The organism is Nocardioides panacis (genome assembly GCF_019039255.1).
Taxonomy (GTDB): domain Bacteria; phylum Actinomycetota; class Actinomycetes; order Propionibacteriales; family Nocardioidaceae; genus Nocardioides_B; species Nocardioides_B panacis.
The window spans coordinates 334,616-354,534 of sequence record NZ_CP077062.1 but is presented as its reverse complement, the minus strand read 5'-3'; the positions used below and the strand labels follow the sequence as shown (position 1 = coordinate 354,534).

General features: G+C 67.9%; 18 protein-coding genes. 5 read left to right on the top strand and 13 right to left on the bottom strand.

The features are described from left to right. The first annotated feature begins 258 nt into the window (after positions 1–258). Entirely contained in the window at positions 259–1,257 is a 999-nt protein-coding gene (locus KRR39_RS01855; RefSeq protein ID WP_216940233.1) for a hypothetical protein, read from the top strand. Positions 1,258–1,474: 217 nt separating this feature from the next. Here the strand turns inward: KRR39_RS01855 and KRR39_RS01850 are convergent, their stop codons facing one another. Further along, positions 1,475–2,614 (bottom strand): transposase, encoded by a 1,140-nt coding sequence (locus KRR39_RS01850; protein ID WP_216940230.1) that lies wholly within the window; start codon positions 2,612–2,614, stop codon positions 1,475–1,477. A 491-nt stretch (positions 2,615–3,105) separates the two neighbouring features. Here KRR39_RS01850 and KRR39_RS01845 point away from each other — a divergent pair, with 491 nt between their 5' ends. Further along, positions 3,106–3,315, top strand: a complete 210-nt coding sequence (locus KRR39_RS01845; protein ID WP_216940228.1) for a hypothetical protein — start codon at positions 3,106–3,108, stop codon at positions 3,313–3,315. A gap of 867 nt (positions 3,316–4,182) precedes the next feature. Here the strand turns inward: KRR39_RS01845 and KRR39_RS01840 are convergent. The 9 genes from KRR39_RS01840 to KRR39_RS01800 form a co-directional block, all read right to left on the bottom strand. Further along, positions 4,183–5,115, bottom strand: a complete 933-nt coding sequence (locus KRR39_RS01840; protein WP_216940226.1) for an NAD-dependent epimerase/dehydratase family protein — start codon at positions 5,113–5,115, stop codon at positions 4,183–4,185. Between the two features lie 9 nt (positions 5,116–5,124). Continuing rightward, positions 5,125–6,384 carry an SIS domain-containing protein gene (locus KRR39_RS01835; RefSeq protein WP_216940219.1) on the bottom strand — a complete coding sequence of 420 codons (1,260 nt, stop codon included), beginning with the start codon at positions 6,382–6,384 and terminating at the stop codon, positions 5,125–5,127. Next, a complete protein-coding gene (locus KRR39_RS01830; protein ID WP_302053536.1) occupies positions 6,381–7,721 on the bottom strand; it encodes a D-tagatose-bisphosphate aldolase, class II, non-catalytic subunit in 1,341 nt (446 codons plus the stop codon). Before KRR39_RS01830 ends, KRR39_RS01835 begins: the two co-directional genes overlap by 4 nt. Then, positions 7,718–8,764 carry a carbohydrate kinase family protein gene (locus tag KRR39_RS01825; protein ID WP_216940216.1) on the bottom strand — a complete coding sequence of 349 codons (1,047 nt, stop codon included), beginning with the start codon at positions 8,762–8,764 and terminating at the stop codon, positions 7,718–7,720. Before KRR39_RS01825 ends, KRR39_RS01830 begins: the two co-directional genes overlap by 4 nt. Further along, the gene (locus KRR39_RS01820) at positions 8,761–9,576 is read right to left on the bottom strand and encodes a carbohydrate ABC transporter permease (RefSeq protein ID WP_216940214.1); all 816 of its coding nucleotides are present in this window, start codon (positions 9,574–9,576) and stop codon (positions 8,761–8,763) included. The genes KRR39_RS01825 and KRR39_RS01820 overlap by 4 nt, the downstream gene beginning before the upstream one ends. Then, a complete protein-coding gene (locus KRR39_RS01815; protein ID WP_216940212.1) occupies positions 9,573–10,433 on the bottom strand; it encodes a carbohydrate ABC transporter permease in 861 nt (286 codons plus the stop codon). Before KRR39_RS01815 ends, KRR39_RS01820 begins: the two co-directional genes overlap by 4 nt. 82 nt (positions 10,434–10,515) lie before the next feature. Continuing rightward, the gene (locus tag KRR39_RS01810) at positions 10,516–11,679 is read right to left on the bottom strand and encodes an ABC transporter substrate-binding protein (RefSeq protein WP_302053613.1); all 1,164 of its coding nucleotides are present in this window, start codon (positions 11,677–11,679) and stop codon (positions 10,516–10,518) included. Positions 11,680–11,920: 241 nt separating this feature from the next. Then, positions 11,921–12,697: a GntR family transcriptional regulator gene (locus tag KRR39_RS01805; RefSeq protein WP_216940209.1), complete on the bottom strand. Its 777-nt coding sequence runs from the start codon at positions 12,695–12,697 to the stop codon at positions 11,921–11,923. Positions 12,698–12,752: 55 nt separating this feature from the next. Next, positions 12,753–13,499: a phytanoyl-CoA dioxygenase family protein gene (locus tag KRR39_RS01800; protein WP_216940206.1), complete on the bottom strand. Its 747-nt coding sequence runs from the start codon at positions 13,497–13,499 to the stop codon at positions 12,753–12,755. A gap of 357 nt (positions 13,500–13,856) precedes the next feature. Here KRR39_RS01800 and KRR39_RS01795 point away from each other — a divergent pair, with 357 nt between their 5' ends. The 3 genes from KRR39_RS01795 to KRR39_RS01785 are packed head-to-tail and all read left to right on the top strand — an operon-like array spanning position 13,857 to position 16,932. Then, the gene (locus KRR39_RS01795; RefSeq protein WP_216940205.1) at positions 13,857–15,128 is read left to right on the top strand and encodes an ABC transporter substrate-binding protein; all 1,272 of its coding nucleotides are present in this window, start codon (positions 13,857–13,859) and stop codon (positions 15,126–15,128) included. A gap of 8 nt (positions 15,129–15,136) precedes the next feature. Then, complete coding sequence (locus KRR39_RS01790) at positions 15,137–16,084, top strand: carbohydrate ABC transporter permease (protein ID WP_216940202.1); 948 nt, start codon at positions 15,137–15,139, stop codon at positions 16,082–16,084. Beyond that, positions 16,081–16,932: a carbohydrate ABC transporter permease gene (locus KRR39_RS01785; protein ID WP_216940200.1), complete on the top strand. Its 852-nt coding sequence runs from the start codon at positions 16,081–16,083 to the stop codon at positions 16,930–16,932. The genes KRR39_RS01790 and KRR39_RS01785 overlap by 4 nt, the downstream gene beginning before the upstream one ends. On the opposite strand, the gene KRR39_RS01780 is transcribed toward KRR39_RS01785, so the two are convergent. The 3 genes from KRR39_RS01780 to KRR39_RS01770 are packed head-to-tail and all read right to left on the bottom strand — an operon-like array spanning position 16,903 to position 19,684. Next, positions 16,903–18,021 (bottom strand): aldose epimerase family protein, encoded by a 1,119-nt coding sequence (locus KRR39_RS01780; RefSeq protein ID WP_302053535.1) that lies wholly within the window; start codon positions 18,019–18,021, stop codon positions 16,903–16,905. The genes KRR39_RS01785 and KRR39_RS01780 overlap by 30 nt on opposite strands. After that, positions 18,018–19,046, bottom strand: a complete 1,029-nt coding sequence (locus KRR39_RS01775) for a carbohydrate kinase family protein (protein ID WP_216940198.1) — start codon at positions 19,044–19,046, stop codon at positions 18,018–18,020. The genes KRR39_RS01780 and KRR39_RS01775 overlap by 4 nt, the downstream gene beginning before the upstream one ends. Then, the gene (locus KRR39_RS01770) at positions 19,043–19,684 is read right to left on the bottom strand and encodes a sugar phosphate isomerase family (RefSeq protein WP_216940197.1); all 642 of its coding nucleotides are present in this window, start codon (positions 19,682–19,684) and stop codon (positions 19,043–19,045) included. Before KRR39_RS01770 ends, KRR39_RS01775 begins: the two co-directional genes overlap by 4 nt. Positions 19,685–19,919: the final 235 nt, after the last annotated feature.

Sequence of the window (19,919 nt, the reverse complement as noted above, 5' to 3'; positions counted from 1 at the left end):
TCAAGCACACCACGCTCGTTGCCGTATGCCCCGGAACCTCCATGCCGTCGTATTAGCAGGCGGCGACGTGTCACCGTCGAGGGGGGAGTTCAAGAACGCGGTTTCACAGGAACTCTCGCTGGTGTTCCTGGGGCCAGCCGCGCTTGCGCGCCGAGCCCAGACGGTCTCCCCTGTAGGACTCCCCCGTGGGAACCGGATCTGCCGAGGCGCTTGTCTGCCGAGGCGCTTGTCTGCGAGCGGGATGGGTACACCGGCGGGATGAAGCCGCTTCAAGTCGGCCTCGTCGCTGACCCGGCCAAGCCCACTCAGATAGCCCGTCGGTTTGGCGACCTCCATCCCTCGGACGGCGAGGGTCGGCGCGACTGGGACCTCGAGGTGCTCAGCGAGCCGTTCACGGTCGCCTGTGAGGACGTGCAGACCGCGCTGTCCCGACTGACCGAACATGCTGACGAGCGTCGGTGGGACGTGGTCGTCGGACTCACGGAGCTCCCCCTTCGTGACGGTGACGGCCGCTACCTGCTGATCGAGACCGACCCGGAGCACCGGACTGCCGTGCTGTCCCTGCCCGCGCTGGGCGGGCTTCGCATCCACGCACGCAGCAGGCACGCCTTGCGCGAGCTCATCGGCGGCATGTCCGACGCCGACACGCAGACCGATCGCCGCGTGCCGCTGCCTCACCCCAGTGGCCGCTGGCGCCTGCTGCTGGGCATGGTGCTCGCCAACCGACCGTGGCTGCTCGTGCCCGGGCTCAAGACAGCGCTCGTCGCGGCACTCACGACCGGCGCCATCGCCACCATCAACTCCACCGTGTGGCTGTTGGCAGGTTCGTTGTCGCCGTGGCGCCTGTCGGTTGCGACGATCGCCTCCATCGCCCTCGTTGTCGGCTGGCTCGTCATCGACGGTGGCCTCTGGGACCGCCCGGACGACGACTCCCCTGCAGCCCGAGAGAGGTCGCGTCTGTACAACACCTCGACGCTGGTGACGCTGACCGTCGGGGTGCTCATCTGCTACCTCGCGCTCTACGTCTTGAACTTGCTCTGGGCGCTGTTCATCCTCGACCCCGCCCTGATGGGCGGCTACCTCAAACAACCATTCCGCTACCCAGATCTGTTCGTGCTGGCCTGGTTCGTCGCGTCGGCGGCCACCGTCGGCGGCGCGCTGGGCAGCGGCCTGGAGTCGGACGAAGCGATCCGCGCGGCCGCGTACTCCAAGCGAGAGGAGGACCGCCGCAATCGGCTCGCGCGCGAGGGGACGTAGAACAAGGGGCGTCGCTCCGGGAGCGACGCCAGACCCTGCGCGGGCGCGCAAACCACCGTCCGTAGAGTGTCGCTATCCGGAAATTGGCGAGTGCAACGCACGCGTTCGCTGCCGGGATCCAACTGCCCGGATCTGCCGCGTTGAGGGCGGTTACGTTCGCCCGGATCTGCCCGCGTTGAGGGCGGCTACGCACGCCAGGATCTGGTTCCCCTCTGTGTCAAGGCCGCGGCTTTGGCCTTCCTGAGTTTGCGACGTCGCTTGTCGCCGTCAAGGTCGTTCGTCCGGTGGGGCGCTCCATCTTGACGGCTCCTGCGCGCCGTTGCCTGGAGCGCGGAGCCGGAGCCTGGTGGGTCTTCGCAGCGGTCTTGGTGACGGGTAGCGTCGGGGTTGCGGGTCCGGGAAGTGGCTGATCCGAAGAGCCGATGACCGGGGTGGACAGATCGGCCGCGCTGGATTGTGAAGACGCCCCCGAGTGCCCTCCCGGGCCCGCCTGTTCTGTCTCAGCTTCCGGCACCTGGCTGCTGTCGGCGTCGGCGACGAGTTGTCGATAGACGGCGTCGGAGAGCCGCCGCTTGAGGCAGCGCAGGGCCTCCATCGGGGTCTTGGCCTCGGCCAGCTTTCGTCGGTAGTAGGCGCGGCCCTCGGTGTCGTGGCGGATCTGCACGATCGCGGCGACGTGCAGCACGTGGTTGAGCCGTCGGTTCCCAGCCCGGGACAGGCGGTGTCGGATCTGGTCACCGCTCGAGGCGTCCAGGGGTGCGGTGCCAGTCCAGGAGGCGAAGTGGTTGCGGTCGGGGAACCGGGCCACGTCGCCGACGTCGGACAGGACCCGGGCTGCGCCGGCCGGGCCGATCCCGAACAGGTCCATCAGGTGCGATCCGCGGTCTTGGACCGCTGTCCGGAGCTCCTTGGTGATCGACGTGAGCTTCGCATCGACCGCGACCAGGTCGGCGATCTCTTCGACAGCCATCCGCCGCATCGTCTTACCTGTCAGCGATCTCGGCCTCACCTTGGCGAGCAGTCGCTTCGCCTGCAACGCGGAAAGGTCCCGCTTGGCGCCACCGGGGATGAGCTCAGTGAGCAGCCGCTGCAACCGGTTGACGGTCTGCACTCGCAGGTGCGCGAGCTCGTCACGGCGATCGGTGAGCAGCCGCAACGCAACCAGCTCCTCGTCGGAGGACAGCTCGTTCAGTCCGGCTGTCCGCAGTGCCACCATCGCGACCGCGTGCGCGTCGGTGGCATCGGTCTTGCGGGCGTTGCCGGTGTCGAAGACCCGCACCCGGGCTGCCAGCTTCGCCGGCACATCGAGAACAGTCTCGCCCTGGGCGAGCAGCCGCGCGGCCAGCGGCCGCCCCATCCCGTTGGCCCCCCTCGACCGCCCACCGACGGCTCCGCCACTGTCCACGCACGAACTTGGTCATCAGCTGGTAGCCGGTGCTAGTGGTGGCAAACCGGCCCGTGGCCAGCACCGTCCCCTGTTCGTCGATCACCTCGATCGTCACCGACTTCTTGTGCGGGTCCACACCCACGATCACTCGACTCATCCGTACTACCTCCTCGCTCGAGCCGGTTATCAGCGAGGCCGGGCAGAGCTACTTTGAGCCGGGCAATCCCCTCTCGAGCCACGCCTCACCACGGCACCCGACGGGACCGCATGCCAGATGTGAGCCACACCAACACGGTGGGCAGCCGCTGCCATGAGAGCGTCCCGCCGAGCACCTTCGACAACAGCCTGGCCCGGCCGCTGCCGTGAGAGAAGTCAACAAGTAGCCGCGATCCGTGCGGACCATCGACGTGGGGACGTCTGATCCCTTTGGGCCGTTGTTCATTCATCTAGAGTCACACCGCATGAATGAAGAACGGTTCAGGGCCCGCGTCAAGGCTGATCAGGAGCACGACGCTGCCGTCTGCGCACGCTTGGTCGGTCTCGCCCGCAGCGACGCATCGGTGCTTGCCGAGGGGCTGGGCTACAAGGTGGAAGTGATGCCGTTCGGTGGCGGAGTCGCAGCAAACGGGGCCGTCATGTGCTTCCCGCTGACATGGATCGAATCCGAGTGACCCTCTTCTATGACGAGGCAGACGTCGTGGCGCGTGCCCGGCGGCTACCCCGTCGGCCCTTCCCGTTCACGCGAGAACAGCAGATCTTTCTTCCTGGCATGGCAGCGCCCGCGTGATCGCCTTCAAGGTCCGTTTTCGGCCGGGCGGTCGCCGCCTTTGTTCAGCTCCGTTGCGACACGCGCACATGCCGGAAGGGATGACGCTCGTCACCCGCACCAATGTATCTCGATCAACTCCGTCGTCAGCGAATGTGAGTTCAGCAGTACCGAAGACCCAGTCGATCCCGTCCTCCGGAGCCTTGACGCAGTCCGGGCCAGCGACCTCACCGGAGCTTGCTTGGGTCAGACCACTCGAAGTGAACCGGCAGAACACCTCATCCTGATCGTTCATGTCACCGGTGACGACCACGGGTCGCCCCGTGGCGTGAAGGTCGCGCACTCGGTGGTGCGGCTGATAAGTAACTGTTATCGAAGTGATCTGATGGGGCACGGCATTGGTATCCATGCCGTTGGCGGCTTGTCAGCGTTCCTGTGTGAGGGCGCGGGCCGGAACTACGAACATGGCGACGAACGCACGGCCATGTATCACCGTCTCAAGCGTCGACTGTGACGCTCGCCGATCCCTGCCGGAGACTATGCCCACGGATGTGAGGACAGGCCCTCCTAGCTTGACCCACCCGCCACGATGGGTCACACCACGTCAGACGTATTGCAGACCGGAAGAGAGTCACACCTCAGACACCTGGTGGGCAGCCGTTTGAGGATCCCTCCGCCGGAAACCTGGACCGAGTCTGGCCAGACACCGATCCTGACGGCAATCTTCTAGTAGCCGCCTGTCGGCAGCGCGACCGCTGGGGCGTCCGCCCTGTTATGACCGGTTCGCCGTAACCCAAGCGTCGATGGCTTCCAAGACAGTTTCAGTGACACTGTGCTTGGGGACGAAGCCGAGCAGTGAGCGAGCCTTGTCCATCGAGAACATTGGCGCCCGCCCGATGTGCTCGATGGTCGTGTCGGCCTCCTCGGGGTCAACGCGAGAGGCGAATTCCGCCCAGGGCACGAACTCCAGATCTGGCTCGTGGCCGAAATGCCTCGCCACGAGCTCGGCGTAACCACGCAGGGTCAGCGCCTGCGTGCAGACGCTGTTGAAGCTCTCCCCCGATGCGGCGTCGGGCTGCTCGAGGCACGCCTGGTGCAGGCTCGCGACGTCGTCGGCGTGCACGTGATGGATGGTCTCGCCTCCGCGGTCCGGCAGCAGGCACGAGCCGTCCGCTCGCAGAGTATCGAGAACGACCGGGTCAAGGTTGCCGGCGGGTCCGATCGGCATCCAGCCTGGACCACTGATGTGCCCAGGGTGAACGACCGTGGCGCGAACTCGGTCCTGACCCATCAAGTACCGCTCGATGGCGAGCTTGTTGACGCCGTATTCGCCGTGGGGATTCTTCGGCGCGTCTTCACTTGTCGGGACCAACGCGCTCACTCCGTAGGACCAGACACTGCCGGTGTGGATCACGTGCTGACCGTCCAACGCACCGACCAGCTGCCTCGCCTGGTCTGCCGTGAAGCAAATCAGGTCCAACACTGCATCGGGCCGCAATCCGGCGACGAGCGACCCGAACGTGCCGTCTCTCTCGGCGGCCTCCCGGTCACAAACCACCAACTCGATCGCACGCCAGACAGGGTCGTCCCGGTACGGCTGACGGGATCCCCGACTCACCACCATGACCTCATGCCCAGCCCTGACCAGGCTCGGAACTAGATAGGTACCGATGTGACCAGTACCACCGATGACTACTACGCGCATGGCCGCACCCTACGAACCGTTCCCTTGCCGCGTTTGTGGGCGGCTTCGATCGCCTAGATCTGACATTGCGCAGGCCGCACCAGTCGCATGACCGTCTTCACAGCGGGTGCGTAGCTCAGTCACCGCCCGCCCCGTGAGGGGTGGATTCGCACGCCTTGCACAACGCGGTTCACCTCCCCCCGACGGGAACGGGTTGTCAGCGGTCAGCCCGAGCGCCAGGGAGAAGTGCAGGGCGAGCAGCTGGGCGCAGAGGACCGCCGGGATGGCCAGCGCTGCGTCGCCGAGATCGGCCGCGTCCGGCAGCAGCCACAACGAGTCACCGACGACCGGGTCGTCCCGGTCGGCCGAGACCGCCAGCACGTTCTCGTCTCCCTGTGACTGACGCAGCTCTTTCAGGAGGTCGAGGTCGTAGGCCCGGGTGTGGGGGTCGTTTGACAGGTACATGACGACAAGCGTGTTGTCGTCAAGTACGGACTTGGGTCCGTGTCGGAAGGCCAACGTCGAGTCCCCCATGGCCACGACCCGTCCAGCCGTGAGCTCCAGCATCTTGAGGGCCGACTCGCGGGCCAACCCCTTCATCGAGCCGCTACCGAGGTAGACCACGCGCTGATAGCCGCGGCCGGCCAATTCCCGTCCGCCCTCGTCCCACCGCGACAGCACCTGCTCTGCGATCGTGGCCAGATGCTCGGGAAGCTCCGTCTGGGCCGAGGGGTGGAGCGTCAGCAGGCCAGCGAGCGTCATACCCGTGAAGCTCGACGTCATCGCGAAGCCCTTGTCGTTGGCCTGCTCAGGCATGAGCAGGACCCGTGCGTCCTTGCGCCCCGTGAATCGCTGCGCCAACCGGCCGTCGGCGTTGCACGTGAGCACCAGGTGGCGCACGTCGCCGAGCAGTTCGTCGGCCAGATCGACGGCAGCCACGCTCTCCGGGCTGTCCCCGGACCGCGCGAACGACACGAGCAGGGTCGGCACGTCCTCGGCCAGGTACGCCCGGGGACTGGCGACCAGATCGGTCGTCGCCACGGCGTCGACCCGTCGGCCCAGGGCAACTCGCAAAGCGGGGGCCAGGACCTCACCGGCGAAGGCCGACGTACCCGCTCCGGTCAGCACCACGCGGGCGCCCGGCTCCGCCAGCAGCGGAGCGGTGAAATCGTGCACCGACGCGTCGGTGCGCTGACCGACCTGACGCCAGACGTCCGGCTGCTGGGCAATCTCGGCGGTGGTGTGGGCGGCACCCCGACGAAGACGGTCGCTGTCGAACTGGTTCGTCATCGAGATATCTCCTCAGAGGTAGGTCCGGTCGAGCAGGCAGCGGCATAGGTCCGAAGGACGTCCTTGACGTGGTCGAGCACCAAGACCTCGGGCGAAGCCTCGATCTGACCGTCCCGCACGCGTTCGTACTGCGCCGGCAGGTGCTGACTCAACAAAGGCAGCGGGATGACGACGCCAGAGAGGTTGGCCAGCAGACGCTCCTGCGCCGCGTCGATCTCCGGGTCTGGCCAGTAGTAGCGCATCCGGTCGCTGTAGCTGTAGCGCCGCAGCACACGCTTCTCGGTCTCCGTCCCGGTGTAGTAGCCCTCCCACTGCGAAGGGTCGGCAAGCATGCGCTGCTCCACCACGTCCGTGAGGTGGGACCGCTGTTCCTCGGCGAACAGCTCGTCCTCTATCGCCGCCAGGCCGAACAGCGCCTCCCGCAGCGCGAACGTCAGCTGCGGTCCCACCTTGAGGATCGCCCAGTGGTCCGTCACGAGCGACTGCAGGGCGTCCCGTGTCTGGTAGTCGGTGGAGTGGGCCTCGAAGACCATCGCCGGTTCGTCGCCCAGCACCAGGCTGAGCTCCCGTGCCGCCGCGGGCTGGTAGGCGAACACCTGCTGGTGGTCGAACTCCACGCCCGGCTGCACCACCAGCGCGGCCACCCGCGGCCACACGTGTGCAACGCCGGCGGCGTCGAAGGCATCCCGGTGGGCTTGCAACGTCTCACGGGCGGCGCGAGGCGAGGTCGGCGGGACGCCCTCGAGAGCGTGATGCGCGCCGCCCGGAACCGGCACCTCGGTGCCAATCACGTAGGTGAGCCGGTCGGCCTGCGACCCGGCGCTTCGCTCGGCCACCTGGACGAGTCGTGCGCTCCGGGTCGCGACGAGCTCGTCGGTCAGGGGCTGCGGGTCCCCTGAGCAGGCGAAGCTGCAGTCGAGGTGGATCTTGGTGAATCCGGCGGCTACGTAGGCCTCCACCAGCTCGTCGGCGTGCCGCATCGCCTCGTCCGCCGGCATGGCACGCCACCTGTTGGGTCCGAGGTGGTCGCCCCCGAGGATGAGGTCGTCGTGGGGAAGACCGGCCTCCTCGGCGAGGCCGAGGACCAGCTCGCGGAAGTCCTGCGGGCGCATACCGGTGTACCCACCGGTCTGGTCGACCTGGTTCGAGGTCGCTTCGACGAGGACGATCCCGCGGGTCTCGCGCGCGTGCTCCAGGGCGGCGCGGAGCACCATCGGGTGCGCGCTGCACACCGAGGTGATGCCGATGTGTGCTCCGCTCTTGTGTCGGCGGACGAGGTCGCGCAGCGGGTCTGCCGCTGCGTTCCGTCCGGCGCGGGTCTCCTGTGTGTGGGTCACTGTGCATTCCTCGGGTCGTTGGTGGACGAGCCGGTGAGCGGCTCGTCGGCGTTCAGGTGGGCCAGGCAGGTCAGCCCACGAGCGAGCGCGTGCGCCTCGTCGGCCGTCGGCTGCGCCTCCACACCGCCGCTCCGGCGCGTGGACAGGGTGCCGCTCGCGACGCCGACGCGCAGCGCCTCCGACAGGTCGCGGCCCTCGAGCCGGGCGGACAGGAACCCCGCCGCCAGGCTGTCACCTGCCCCGACGGTGTCGACGACCTCGGCGGCCGGGGCGGCAACGTGGAGCGTCTCGTTCGCGGTATGTGCGAACGCGCCCTCGGCGCCGCACTTGAGCACCACGGAGCCGCCTGGGGCGAGCCGCCGCAGCAGGTAGCGGGCCGCCCGGTGGCGGGACCCGGCCCCGTCCCAACCGGCCGCTCGGGCGACGCCGTGAGCCTCAGCCTCGTTGCAGAACAGCGTCTCCACATGAGGCAGCGCGCTAGGCAGGTGCGAGTCCCACCGCTGCGCGGGGTCGTCGTTCGGGTCGACCGAGGTGGACAGTCCAAGCCGCCTGGCCTCGGCGAGCAGCGCGGGGAGGTCCTGGACCGCACCGCTGTGCAGGAACCAGGAGCCGATGTGCAGGTGACGTGCCCGCCGTAGCTCGCTCGCGGACAGGTCCGCGGCGCGCAGATCCCCCATCACGCCGGCGTCCGTGAGGATCTGCCGGTCGTTTGCGTCGTCACGTCGCACCAGAATCACCGACGAGCCGGTCCTGCCACCGGGGACGGTGCGGACGAGGCTCACGTCGACGCCGCGCCGCTGGAGGCTGGCAAGCATGAAGTCGCCGAAGGCGTCGTCACCGATCACGCCCACGAGAGCCGTCGCCGTGCCGAGACGGGCCAACCCCGAGGCGCTGATGGCGACCGAGCTCCCGATCGTCATCGAGGTCGGCCCTGTCACGTCCTCGCGCTGGCCGAACGACAGAGGAGGGACCCCGGTGACGACGATGTCGGGGTTGATCTCGCCCATCACCAGGATGTCGACCCCGGGTCGGTCCGCGCTCACTTACCCATCCCTGCTGTGAGACCGCGGACGAAGGACCGCTGGGTGAACAGGTAGAACACGGCCACGGGCACGATCGAGAGCACCGCAACGGCGAGGACCAACGGCTGGTTGCTGACGTACCGGCCCTGCAGCAGCGTGAGCCCTGCCATCAGGGTCCGCTGCGACTCGTCCTGCAGGAAGACCAGCGCGACGAGCAGCTCGTTCCAGGCCCAGACGGCGTTGACCACGGCGATGGTCACCAAGGCGGGGCGGGACAGCGGCAGGACAACCGAGCGCAACGTCCGCAACGGGCCGGCACCGTCCATGACGGATGCCTCGATCAGCTCTCGCGGCACGGTCTGGAAGAAGTTCACCAGGAAGAACATCGCGAACGGGACCAGCAGGCACGAGTAGAAGAGCATCACCGACCACAGCCGGTTGACCAGGTGAAGGTTCACCATCACCACGAACATCGGCAGCAGCAGCACCACCGGCGGCACCATGATGAACCCGATGGAACTGCTGAGCACGATCGAGCGTCCGCGGAAGCGACCGAAAGCGACGGCGTACGCCGCGAGGGCGGCGATCGTGCTCGACACGAGCACCGCCACGACCGTCACCACGAGGCTGTTGAGCGCCCAGCGCAACGTGGGCACGTCCGTCACAGCGCTCACGTAGTTGCTCAGGGTCGGAGAGCTCGGCAGCCCCAACGGGTGGTCGGCGTAGTCCTGCGGTGTCTTCAGACTCGTGAGCAGCATGAAGGTAAGCGGCGCGAGTGCCGCGATGGTGACCGCGAACAGCAGGAGCTGGCGCGAGACGCTGGAAAGCTTCACAGGACTCCGCCCTTCTCCTCCGGTGCTCGGCGCAGCCTCAGGTACACGCCGATCAGCACGGCGGCCAGCACCAGCACGACCACGGCTGCCGCGTTCGCCAGACCGACCGAACCCTGGGCGAAACCGTTGCGCCAGATGTAGAACTCCATGACCGAGGAGGAGTTGGCGGGCCCGCCGCCGGTGACGACGTACACGTAGGTGAACACCCAGGACAGCACGGTGATCGCCTCGGTGACGACGAAGAACTCGATGGTGCTCCGCAGCTGGGGGATCTGCACTTGCGTCTGGATTTGCCACCAGGAGGCGCCGTCGACACGGGCGGCCTCGACAACCTCGTTCGGCAACGACAGAAGGGCTGCGAGGAACACCACGACCCCGAAACCGAGCTGCTGCCAGACCACGACGCCACCGACGGACCAGATCGAGAGGCGGGGCGAGCCCAGCCAGTCCTGCGCCAGGAAGTCCAGATGGAGCGCACGAAGTGCCTGGTTGAGTGCGCCGTTGAACTGGAGGAGGGCGCCGAAGGCGAGGCCGATCCCCGCCGCAGGGAGGATGTAGGGCAGGAAGACGGCACTGCGGTGCACCCGCCAGCCACGCACGCCGTCGTGCAGGACGACCGCCACGAGCAGCGCCAACACCGTCATGACGGGCACCGTCAGCAGCAGGCGCAGGTTGTTCGCCAGCGAGTGGACGAAGACGTTGTCGTCCGCCAGAGCGCGGAAGTTCCCTAGCCCCACGTACTGCATCTGGTAGAAGGTGCCCGCGTAGAAGCTGTTCCGCACGACCGAGACGAGCGGGAAGACGAATCCGAACCCCATCGCCACGACGGCAGGCAGGACGAACAGGTAGGGCCACACCTGGCGCCGGGGGGGAGCTGCGTGGCTGGGACGTCCGCCCGGCTGCCATGGCGGCAGCCGGGGGGGACACTGGACGTCTGCGTCATTGCGCGGCCCAAGCGGTGTAGTTCTTCACCTCGACCGGGTTCTGGGACCGCCACTTCTCCGTTGCCTTGCGGAAGGTGTCCACAGCCTCCGCGACCGACCCGCCGCTGGTGATGACCTGTCCGGCCGCGAGGTTGCCGTCCCCGTCGACAGACGGGGGCAGGTAGTTCTCCAGCCAGACGGCGCCGTCGGAGGAGTCGAGGTCCCACATCTGCTTCCCGAGATCGTCCTTGATGCTGGAGGGCTGGAACTGCTTGTCCGCCGGGAAGATCCCCGTCGCTTCGTACCAGCTCTTCAGGTTCTTGGGCTCGTGGAGGAACATCAGGAACTGCGCGGCCGCCTTCTTGTTCTTCGACCACGACGTGATGAATGCCGAGGAGGACTGGGTGGTGTTGTAGACGTCGGCCAGCTTGCCGGTCCCCCACTTCGGGGTCGTGGTGATGGCCACCTTGTCCGCACCCAGCTTTTGCGCCCAGCCGTTCACGATCCCGTCCGTGCCCCATGCCATGGCGGCCTGGCCGGCGCCGAACTTCGCCATCCCCTGGTCGAGCGTGAGCGACGCGATGTCGTCGTTGAGGCAGCCGTTCGACTTGAGCTGGTGCATGGGTTCGTACAGGCCGGTGTACTTCGGATCGGTGATGTCGGCCTTGCCGATGACCGCCTGCTTCAGCTCCTCAGTCGAGTCGAGGTTCTGCTTGCCGAAATTGGACCAGAACCAGGCGCCGAAGTAGCCGTCCTTGTTCCCCATGCCAATCGGGGTGATGCCGGCTGCCTTGAGCTTGCGGCAGTCGCTGAGCAGGTCATCGAAGGTCCGCGGCGGGTCGGTGATGTTCGCCTTCGCGAACAGCGCCTTGTTGTAGGCCAGCGGGACACCGATCACGTACAGCGGCACCGCGTACAGCTTGCCCTGGTCGGTGTTCTCCTGCGTGCCGATCCACTGGGAGCGCTGGCTCGCGGAGACGTAGTCAGACACGGGGGCGACGGCGCCGGCCCAGGCCTGTGACAGCACGGGGATGGTGGCCCACTGCGTGGCGATGTCCGGACCGCTCTTGGTCTGCGCGGCCGTCGTGAACGCGCCGATCAGGGTGTCGGTCGACTGCGGCACGAGCTTGATCTTCACGCCTGGGTGCAGCTTCTGGTAGTCGGCTATGCGCGCTTTCATCCAGTCGTTGGCGCCCGGCGCGTCGCTCTCTCCCCAGTACCAGTAGGTGAGGTTGGCCTTCTCGGCGTTGCCGGCCCCTCCGGAGGCGCCGCCCCCCGCTCGGCGACGACGCGGTGCAGCCGGCAGCCGCGACGGCGACCGCCGCCGCAAAGGCGATGCCGGCCGTCCGGCGTGAACCCTGACCAAACATGTGCGGTACCTCTTTCTGGTAGTGGAGACGTCGCGCTGCGGGGCGGGTAGTTCAGACCTGCAGCACCGCCCGGAACCGATAACGATCACCTCGGTAGGTGATGTGGCCTCGCTCGATACGACGACCCTGGTCGTCGTGGCACACCTGACGAGCGGAGAGCAACGGAGCACCCGGCTCCACCCCGAGCAGACGGGCACCTTCGGCGTCCGCCGCGATGGCTTGGACCTCGTAGTCGGCGCGGTGGGGACTCACCCCGTGGCGTCTCAACGCGGTGTAGAGCGAGGCGTCCCGGAAGTCCTCGGCGTCCACGTCGGGCAGGAGCGCGGCCGGCACGAGGCTGTGGTCGACGGCCACGGCGATCCCGTCGAGCTGTCGGAGCCGTCGCAGCGACAGCACCGGAGCTCCCGGTGCGATGCCGAGGTCCTCCGCCTCGTCCAGCTCGGCCGGGCGTCGCAGGCAATGCAGCACGACGGCGCCCGCGGTAAGCCCTCGGCTCTCGGCCATCTCGGTGAACGACTGCAGCACCCCGGGGTCCTCGGAGACCGGACGCTGCTCCGAGAGGCGCTCCTGGCCGTTGACCCGGCCCTGGGCCCGGCCCACGAACCAGCCACGACCGGCCTGCGGGTGCACGACGCCGCGCTGTTCGAGGTGGGCGAGCGCCATGCGAAGGGTGACCCGGCTGACCTCGTACCGGCGGGACAACTCCGCCTCGCTGGGCAGCCGAGCACCACGCACCGGGTCTCCCTGCCCGATGTCGACGTGCAGCCGATCGCTGATCCGTTCCCACAGTGGTCGCTCCGCCCCGCGGTGGGGCGTGGTGTCGGTCATACCGACGGACCGTATACAGACATGACCGTCCTGTGAAGACCTGTCTGATACCTGTCTAGGAGATTTGGTCGGTCAGACTCGGGAACCGGTCCTGGTTCACCGACCCGAGCCGGGCGGGGTAGTAGGTGTAGATGATGGCCCGCCGTGGCACGGTCCCCCGGTTCAGGTCGGAGAAGTGCAGCAGGTAGGGGTCGAAGACGATCATGTCGCCGGCCGCGAGCGGGACTGGGACGGCGAGCGACGCGTCCACGGTCGACGGGTCGACCTCGAAGTGGCCGTTGCCCTTGAACGGGTGGATCGGCCGACCCTGGTGGCTGCCGGGGATCACGTGCAGGCAGCCGTTCGTGAGGTCGGCGTCGTCCAGGTAGACGAAGCAGGTGATCAGCTCGTCGGTCTGGGCACGCCAGCAGCACGGCCAGTCCTGGTGCCACGGGTACGGCGACCCGCCGGGCAGCTTGAGGTTCAGCTTGTCCTCGAACAGCCGCACATCGTCGTCGAAGACGGCTCGAGCGGGACGGGTGATGGTCTCCCGTATGGCCATCTGGCGGAAGAAGTCGCTGATGTCGGAGATCGGCTCGATCTTGCGGATGACCCGATCCATGTGTCGACGGTCCTCGGGAGTGAGGTGGTCGACCTCTAGCTCCAGTCGAGGCCCGTACGTCTCGCGGTCGGCGTCGCACAACCACATCAGACGGTCCGACTCGAGTCGGGCCTCCTCGCACTCCGACTCGTCAAGAACACCGCGCAGCACGGCGAAGCCGCGCTCGCGGTAGTCGGCGAGGTCAAACGGGCCCTGGGTCATCATCAGCTCCTTTGGATGGATCGGGTCGAGCTCACAGCCGGACCGGCCGGCGCCGCACCATCGGCAGCAGGTCGTCGTGGGCAGCGGTCATCAGCGTCGCACAGGACCCACGCGCCGGCAGCGCGCAGACGACCGGTTGGGCGCACGCCGCCCGGCGGACTCGTTGACACCGCCTACCAGGCGAGTTAGCGTTCCCACCGTCGTGATATCGGACTGCGTTCGACAGGCCGAACGCCGATCATCCATCGAGCACTAGGACACGTGCCCATCGCGGCACCGACGCATAGGAGCAACCGTGCCCCTGCCCGAGAATCCCTTCTTGTCCCGCCGCAACCTGCTGCGCGGGGGGGGTCGGCCTTGCCGGGCTCGTCGGCGCTGGCCCCCCTCCTCGCGGCGTGCAGCGGTGACGGCGCCTCCGACGGCGTGGCCGCCGACGGCACGGTGAGCATCACGATGTGGCACGGCCAGGCTGACCAGGGCAAGGAGACTCTCGACAAGCTGGTCGCCGCCTTCCACGCGAAGAACCCCAAGATCAAGGTGAACGCGACCAGCGGCGGCGTCCTCGCCGACAGCATGTTGCAGAAGATCACCACCGCGCTGGCCGCGGGCCAGTACCCCGACATCGCCTACATCTTCGGGCCGGACATCGCGAGCGTCGCGCGCAGCCCCAAGGTGGCGCACCTCGGCAAGTACACCAAGCAGGCCAACGTCAAGTGGGACGATTTCTACCCAGCTGCTCGTGACGCCGTCACAGTCGACGGGGAGCCGCGTGGCTTCCCGGCACTGGTCGACAACCTCTGCGTGGCCTACAACAAGAGGGTGTTCAAGGACGCCGGGATGCCGGCACCCGAGCCGGGATGGACCTGGGACGACTTCACGGCCACCGCCCTGCGGCTCACGGACCCCGGCAAGGGCATCTTCGGCACCGGGTGGCCCGCCGACGGCGGTGAGGACTGCGTCTGGCGCATCTACCCGCTCATCTGGGACCTGGGCGGTGACATCGTCTCCGAGGACGGCAAGAAGGTGGCCTTCGACGGCGACAGCGGCCTCAAGGCGTTGGAGACCATCAACCAGCTCGCGAAGGACAAGTCCGTGTACCCCGACACCAAGCCGGGCAGCGAGACGATGTACCAGATCTTCAACAACAACAAGATGGGCATGATCCCGACGGGTCCGTGGCAGCTGCCCAACTTCATCGAGAACAAGACAGAGTACGGCGTGGTGCCCCTGCCCACCTTCAACGGCGACAACGTCACCATTGCCGGGCCGGACACCTGGACGGTCTTCGACAATGGCTCCGCGCGAGTCGAGGCCGCGGTGAAGTTCCTGACGTTCCTGACCGAAGGAGCCCAGGACGTGCAGTGGGCAGGCCAGGCCGGGAGCCTCCCGCTGCGCAGCAGCACCGCGGAGTCGGCGGAGTGGCAGCAGCACGTGAGCAAGACCGTCGGACTTGACGCCTTCTCCAGCGCGCTCACCTACGCGCGGACCCGCCCCACGATCCCCACCTACCCGAAGATCTCACAGCCCCTGGGCCAGGCGATCGTGTCGATGCTGCTGGACAAGGCGACCCCGCAGGACGCGCTGGACGCGGCCGTGAGCTCGGCCAACGCCGCCCTCGCGACGAGCTGACCAGCGGGATGGCCACATCGTCCTGGCGCTTCGCCGTCGACCACCACGACGCAACCCGTGCGCGGCGCCGGTCCCTGGCGAAGCGGTGGCTGGGCGAGACCCCGGAGTCGTGGGGGTTCGTGCTGCCGGCGGCCGTGATCATCATCGGTCTCAGCATCATCCCGATGATCTGGTCGCTCGTGCTGTCCATGCAGTCGGCGGACCTTGTGACTCCGGCTCGGTGGATCGGCCTGCAGAACTACCGGGTCCTGTCGAAGGACCCGAACTTCCGGGCCGCCTGCATCCACACCCTCATCTACGCGGGTTTGTTCGTCCCGCTCAGCATCGGCGGCGGCCTGGGGCTGGCGGTGATGCTCAACCGGAAGATCCGGTTCATCGGGCTGTACCGCACCCTGGTGTTCGTCCCGTTCGTCATCTCCGCCGCGGCCCAGGGCGTGCTGTTCTCGTTCATCTTCGACGCTCATTTCGGCATCGCCAACGCCGTGCTGGGGTGGTTCGGCGTCCCGCCCCAAGGGTTCTTCGCAGACAGCAACCAGGCCCTGCTGCTGCTGGTCGTCATCGGGCTTTGGAGCGGCCTGGGATTCTGCGTCGTGGTGTACCTCGCGGGGCTGCAGGACATCCAGCAAGAGCTGCTCGAGGCGGCGGCGATCGACGGGGCTCGCTCGTGGGGAACGTTCCGTTACGTCGTCTGGCCCACCCTCAAACCGATCACGATCTTCCTGTCCGTGTGGGAGACCCTGCAGGCCCTCCAGGTCTTCGACCTGGTCTTCGTCACCACCCGCGGCGGCCCGCTGGAGTCCACGACCGTAATCGTGTTCTTTGTCTGGAACCAGGCCTTCCAGTTATTCACCGCGGGGTACGCCGCAGCGGGGGCGTACGTCCTGGCCTTCAGCCTGCTCATCGTGAGCATCGGCATGAGACTGATCCGTCGACACCAGGAGGTGGACGCGCGATGACCACCCAGCTGCCCGGACGACGACCGACCCGCCGGTTCCTGCCCTTCAGCGCCTGGCACTTCGTGCTGCTGCCGGTGAGCCTGTTCTTCGCCCTGCCCCTGGTGTGGCTCACGCTCAGCTCGTTCATGACGAACGCCCAGATCAACCGGTTCCCTCCCACCATCATCCCCGACTCGCTACACCTCGACGGGTACCGCTACGTGCTGCAGAACGCGCTCTTCCCGCGATGGTTCATGAACTCCATGATCGTCGCGCTGGTGGTCGTCGTGGGGAACCTGCTCTTCGGCTCGCTCGCTGGCTACGCATTCGCGCGCATGCGGTTCCGCGGGTCCAAGGTGCTGCTCGCGCTCATGCTCGGCACGCTCATCATCCCCTTCCAGATCACGATGATCCCGTCGTTCCTGCTGATGAAGGACCTCGGCATCATCGACACCCTGGGCGCCCTGATCGTGCCCTCGCTGGTGACGCCGTTCGCGGTGTTCCTGCTCCGCCAGTTCTTCCTGTCGCTGCCACGCGAGATCGAGGAGGCCGCCTGGATCGACGGCTGCTCCAGGCTGCGCACCCTGTGGGTCATCGTCATTCCGCTGGCTCGTCCCGCCCTCGGAACGGTCGCGGTCCTGACGTTCCTCACCACCTGGAACGACCTGGCCTGGCCGCTGATCGCGATCAACAACGACCACAACTACACGCTGCAGCTGGGTCTCACGACCTTCCAGGGCCAGCACCGCACGCAGTGGGCGGCAGTCATGGCGGGGAACATGATCACCGTGCTTCCCGTCCTGGTCGCGTTCCTGGCCGCGCAGCGGACCTTCATCCAGTCACTCACCTCCTCGGCAGTGAAGGGCTGAGCACGTCAGGAGATCAGGTCGGAGAAGCGGTACTCCGTCGCAGAGGCGTACTGCTGCCCCCGGCGCAGGACCGTGCTCGGGAACAGCGCCTCGTTGGGCGAGTTCGAGAAGTGCTCCGGCTCGATCGCCAGCCCGTCCCCCCTGCCGGTAAGTGCCCCCGCTGGGTCCGACGAGTGACCCGTCCAAGAAGTTGCCGGTGTAGAAGTCGACCCCCGGTTCGGTGGTCCACACCTCCAGGACGCGCCCGCATCGCGGCTCGGTGACCCGGACGGCGAACGCCAGCTCGCCGTCCGCGACGCTCTCTCGGTCGAGCACGAAGTTGTGGTCGTAGCCGCGGGCCAGCACGAGCTGGTCGAAGCCGCTCCGAATGCGCTCGCCAATCGTCCGAGGGGCGCGGAAGTCCAGCGGAGTGCCGGCGACCGCAGCCAGCTCGCCGGTCGGGAGCAGCGTGTCCGTGAGCGGAAGGTAGCGGCTCGCCGCGATCTGCACGACGTGGTCGAGCACACTCCCGCTGCCCTCGCCGGCGAGGTTGAAGAAGGTGTGGTTGGTGAGGTTCACGACCGTGGGCCTGTCGGTCGTCGCACGGTAGTCCACGCGCAGCGTGGCGCGGTCACGCGCCAGTCGGTATGTGACCTCGGTGTCAAGCGCGCCGGGGTAGCCCTCCTCGCCGTCCGGACTGACGTAGCCGAGCCGGACGCCGACCCAGGCCTCCTCCGCCACGGGGCTTGCGTGCCACACCTTCTTGTCGAAGCCCTCCCTGCCTCCGTGGACGCTGGTCGGAGGGTCGTTCACCGGCACCTGGTAGGTCGTCCCGTCGATGGCGAACGTCCCGTCGGCGATCCGATTGGCGAACCTCCCAACCACCGCCCCGAAGTACGGGCTGCGCTCGACGTAGTCCGCGAGCGTGGGCAACCCCAGGACGACGTTGCGGACATCGCCACGGCGGTCGGGCACCTCGACCGTGAGCAGGACCCCGCCATAGGTCAGCGCGTCCACGGTCATCCCGACGTCGTTCGTCATCCGCCAGGCCTCCACGGCGCGGCCGTCCGGCAGCGTGCCGAAGGGGCGGCAGTCGGGGGTCCCTGTCACGCGCTGGCCCCGGCGAGGACGTCAAACAGCTCGGGCGGGAGAGCGAAGCCACGACGGACCGCGGCGTCGACCACGGCTCGAGGGTCGATATCGGGGTTGATGGTGTGCGGGCTCCGGACCTTCAGCCCGGACACGATCGAGGCGAAGGCGTTGGCCGGCGCCAGCTCCAGGCCCGCGACCAGGCCGACCACGACGCCGGACAGGTGTGCGTCCCCGGCACCGGCCGTGCTGACGACCTCTCCCCCGGGGTCGGACGCCGGAGCGTGCACGAGGTCGTGGCCGTCCCAGGTCCAGCTGCCCCGGGCACCGGCGGTCACGACGACCCGTGCCGGGCTGCGCAGCTCCGCCAACGCCTCCAGTGCGGCCACGACGACCTCCGTCGCCGGTTGCTCGACGGAGACACCGCCGAGCCTTGCAGCCTCCTCGATGTTGAGCGCCAGGACGTCGACGAGACCGAGCAGACCGCTGTCGCGCACCTGTTCCAGCTCGTCGGGGACGACTCCTGCCACGCGCAGCCACCCATGCGCGGTCGCGAGCTCGAGCAGGGCTCGGCGGGCGGGCAGCGGCACCTCCGGCAGGGCGACGGCCACCCCCCGTCCCGGATGAGCCGTGAACAGCCGTGCCGCCCGCTGGACGTCGGAAGGGCTGACGTCCGAGCTCGCGGAGCGGTTGGTCGACAGGTTGCCGCCGTCGCCGTCCGGGTAGAGGAAGCAGACCGCGAACAGCGTCGGACGCGGCGAGGTCGTCACCAGTGCGGTGTCGAGCCCGACGGCCTGCATCTCCCCCAGGACCACCCGCCCGGCGTCGTCTTCACCCACCTTGCCGATGGGCACGACCGGCACCTCGGGTCCCAGCAGCCGCTGCACGTAGTGACTGACGATGTGCAGCTTGCAGTAGTCGCGCTGGTCCAGCAGCTCGGCCGGACGACTCTCCTCTCGGCCGAGGGTGCGGTTGCCTTCGAGAGCGAGGAAGATGCCCGACCCGATGCCCCCGGTGCCGACGACGACGTCGTAGCGCCGTGTCATGACAGGCCCAGGTCCCACTCGGGATGCAGGCTGATCGGGTGCGTCGCCGTCTCGACCGTTGCGGTGAGCAGAGCGTCGGGGTGCTCCTGCAGGAGGGTGATCGGGTACTCAGCGGTGACCGGGCTGAACAGCCCGACCCGCAGGGCGGTCTGCTTCCAGGCGCCGGTGTCGCTGAACAGCCGGATCCGCCGTGCGGACAGGATCTCGCGCATGCCCAGGGTCACCGACATCGGCGGAACCAGCTGGTAGGCGCCGCCGAACGTGCGCTGTGCCAGCGCGACCACGGTGTCGACGTTGTTCTCCTGCACGCGAGCGGTCGACTGCCGCAGCTGCTGGACCGACAGCTGGCTGAACGGGTGTCGCCGGGCCTGGTTGTAGGCGACGTGACCGTCCTGGCCCCATCCTCCGTAGGCCAGGTCGGCCGGAGTCGCAAGGAGCTGCTGCGTGAGCTGCCCGAGCCGAGTGGGGTCCGGCCAGTACCGGTTGCCCTCGGGCACGGCCAGCTCGGGGTCCACGGGGTCGTAGAAGTGCCGCTCCATGAAGCCCCGGAAGCTGTACGGGTGGGACCGCGGCAGGTCGCCGCCCTCCCAGTCCAGGCACTCGTCCATGTGGAACACCTCGACGTGCCCGAGGTGCACGCGACGGGCGTTGACGAGATCTGTGAAGGGGGGCGTACCAGCCGCTGGGACCGCAGGGGATGATCGCGCGGAACGTCCTCCCCTCCAGGCCGGCGCGCTCGATCTCGTCGACCAGCTCGTGGGCCATCAGTCGGCCCATCTCGAGCGGGTCGGCGCACAGGCGCAGCGGCACCCGGCGCTCGGGATGGTCGACGAGCCCCTCGACCGGGACGGCGCACCAGCGCACCAGATCGGT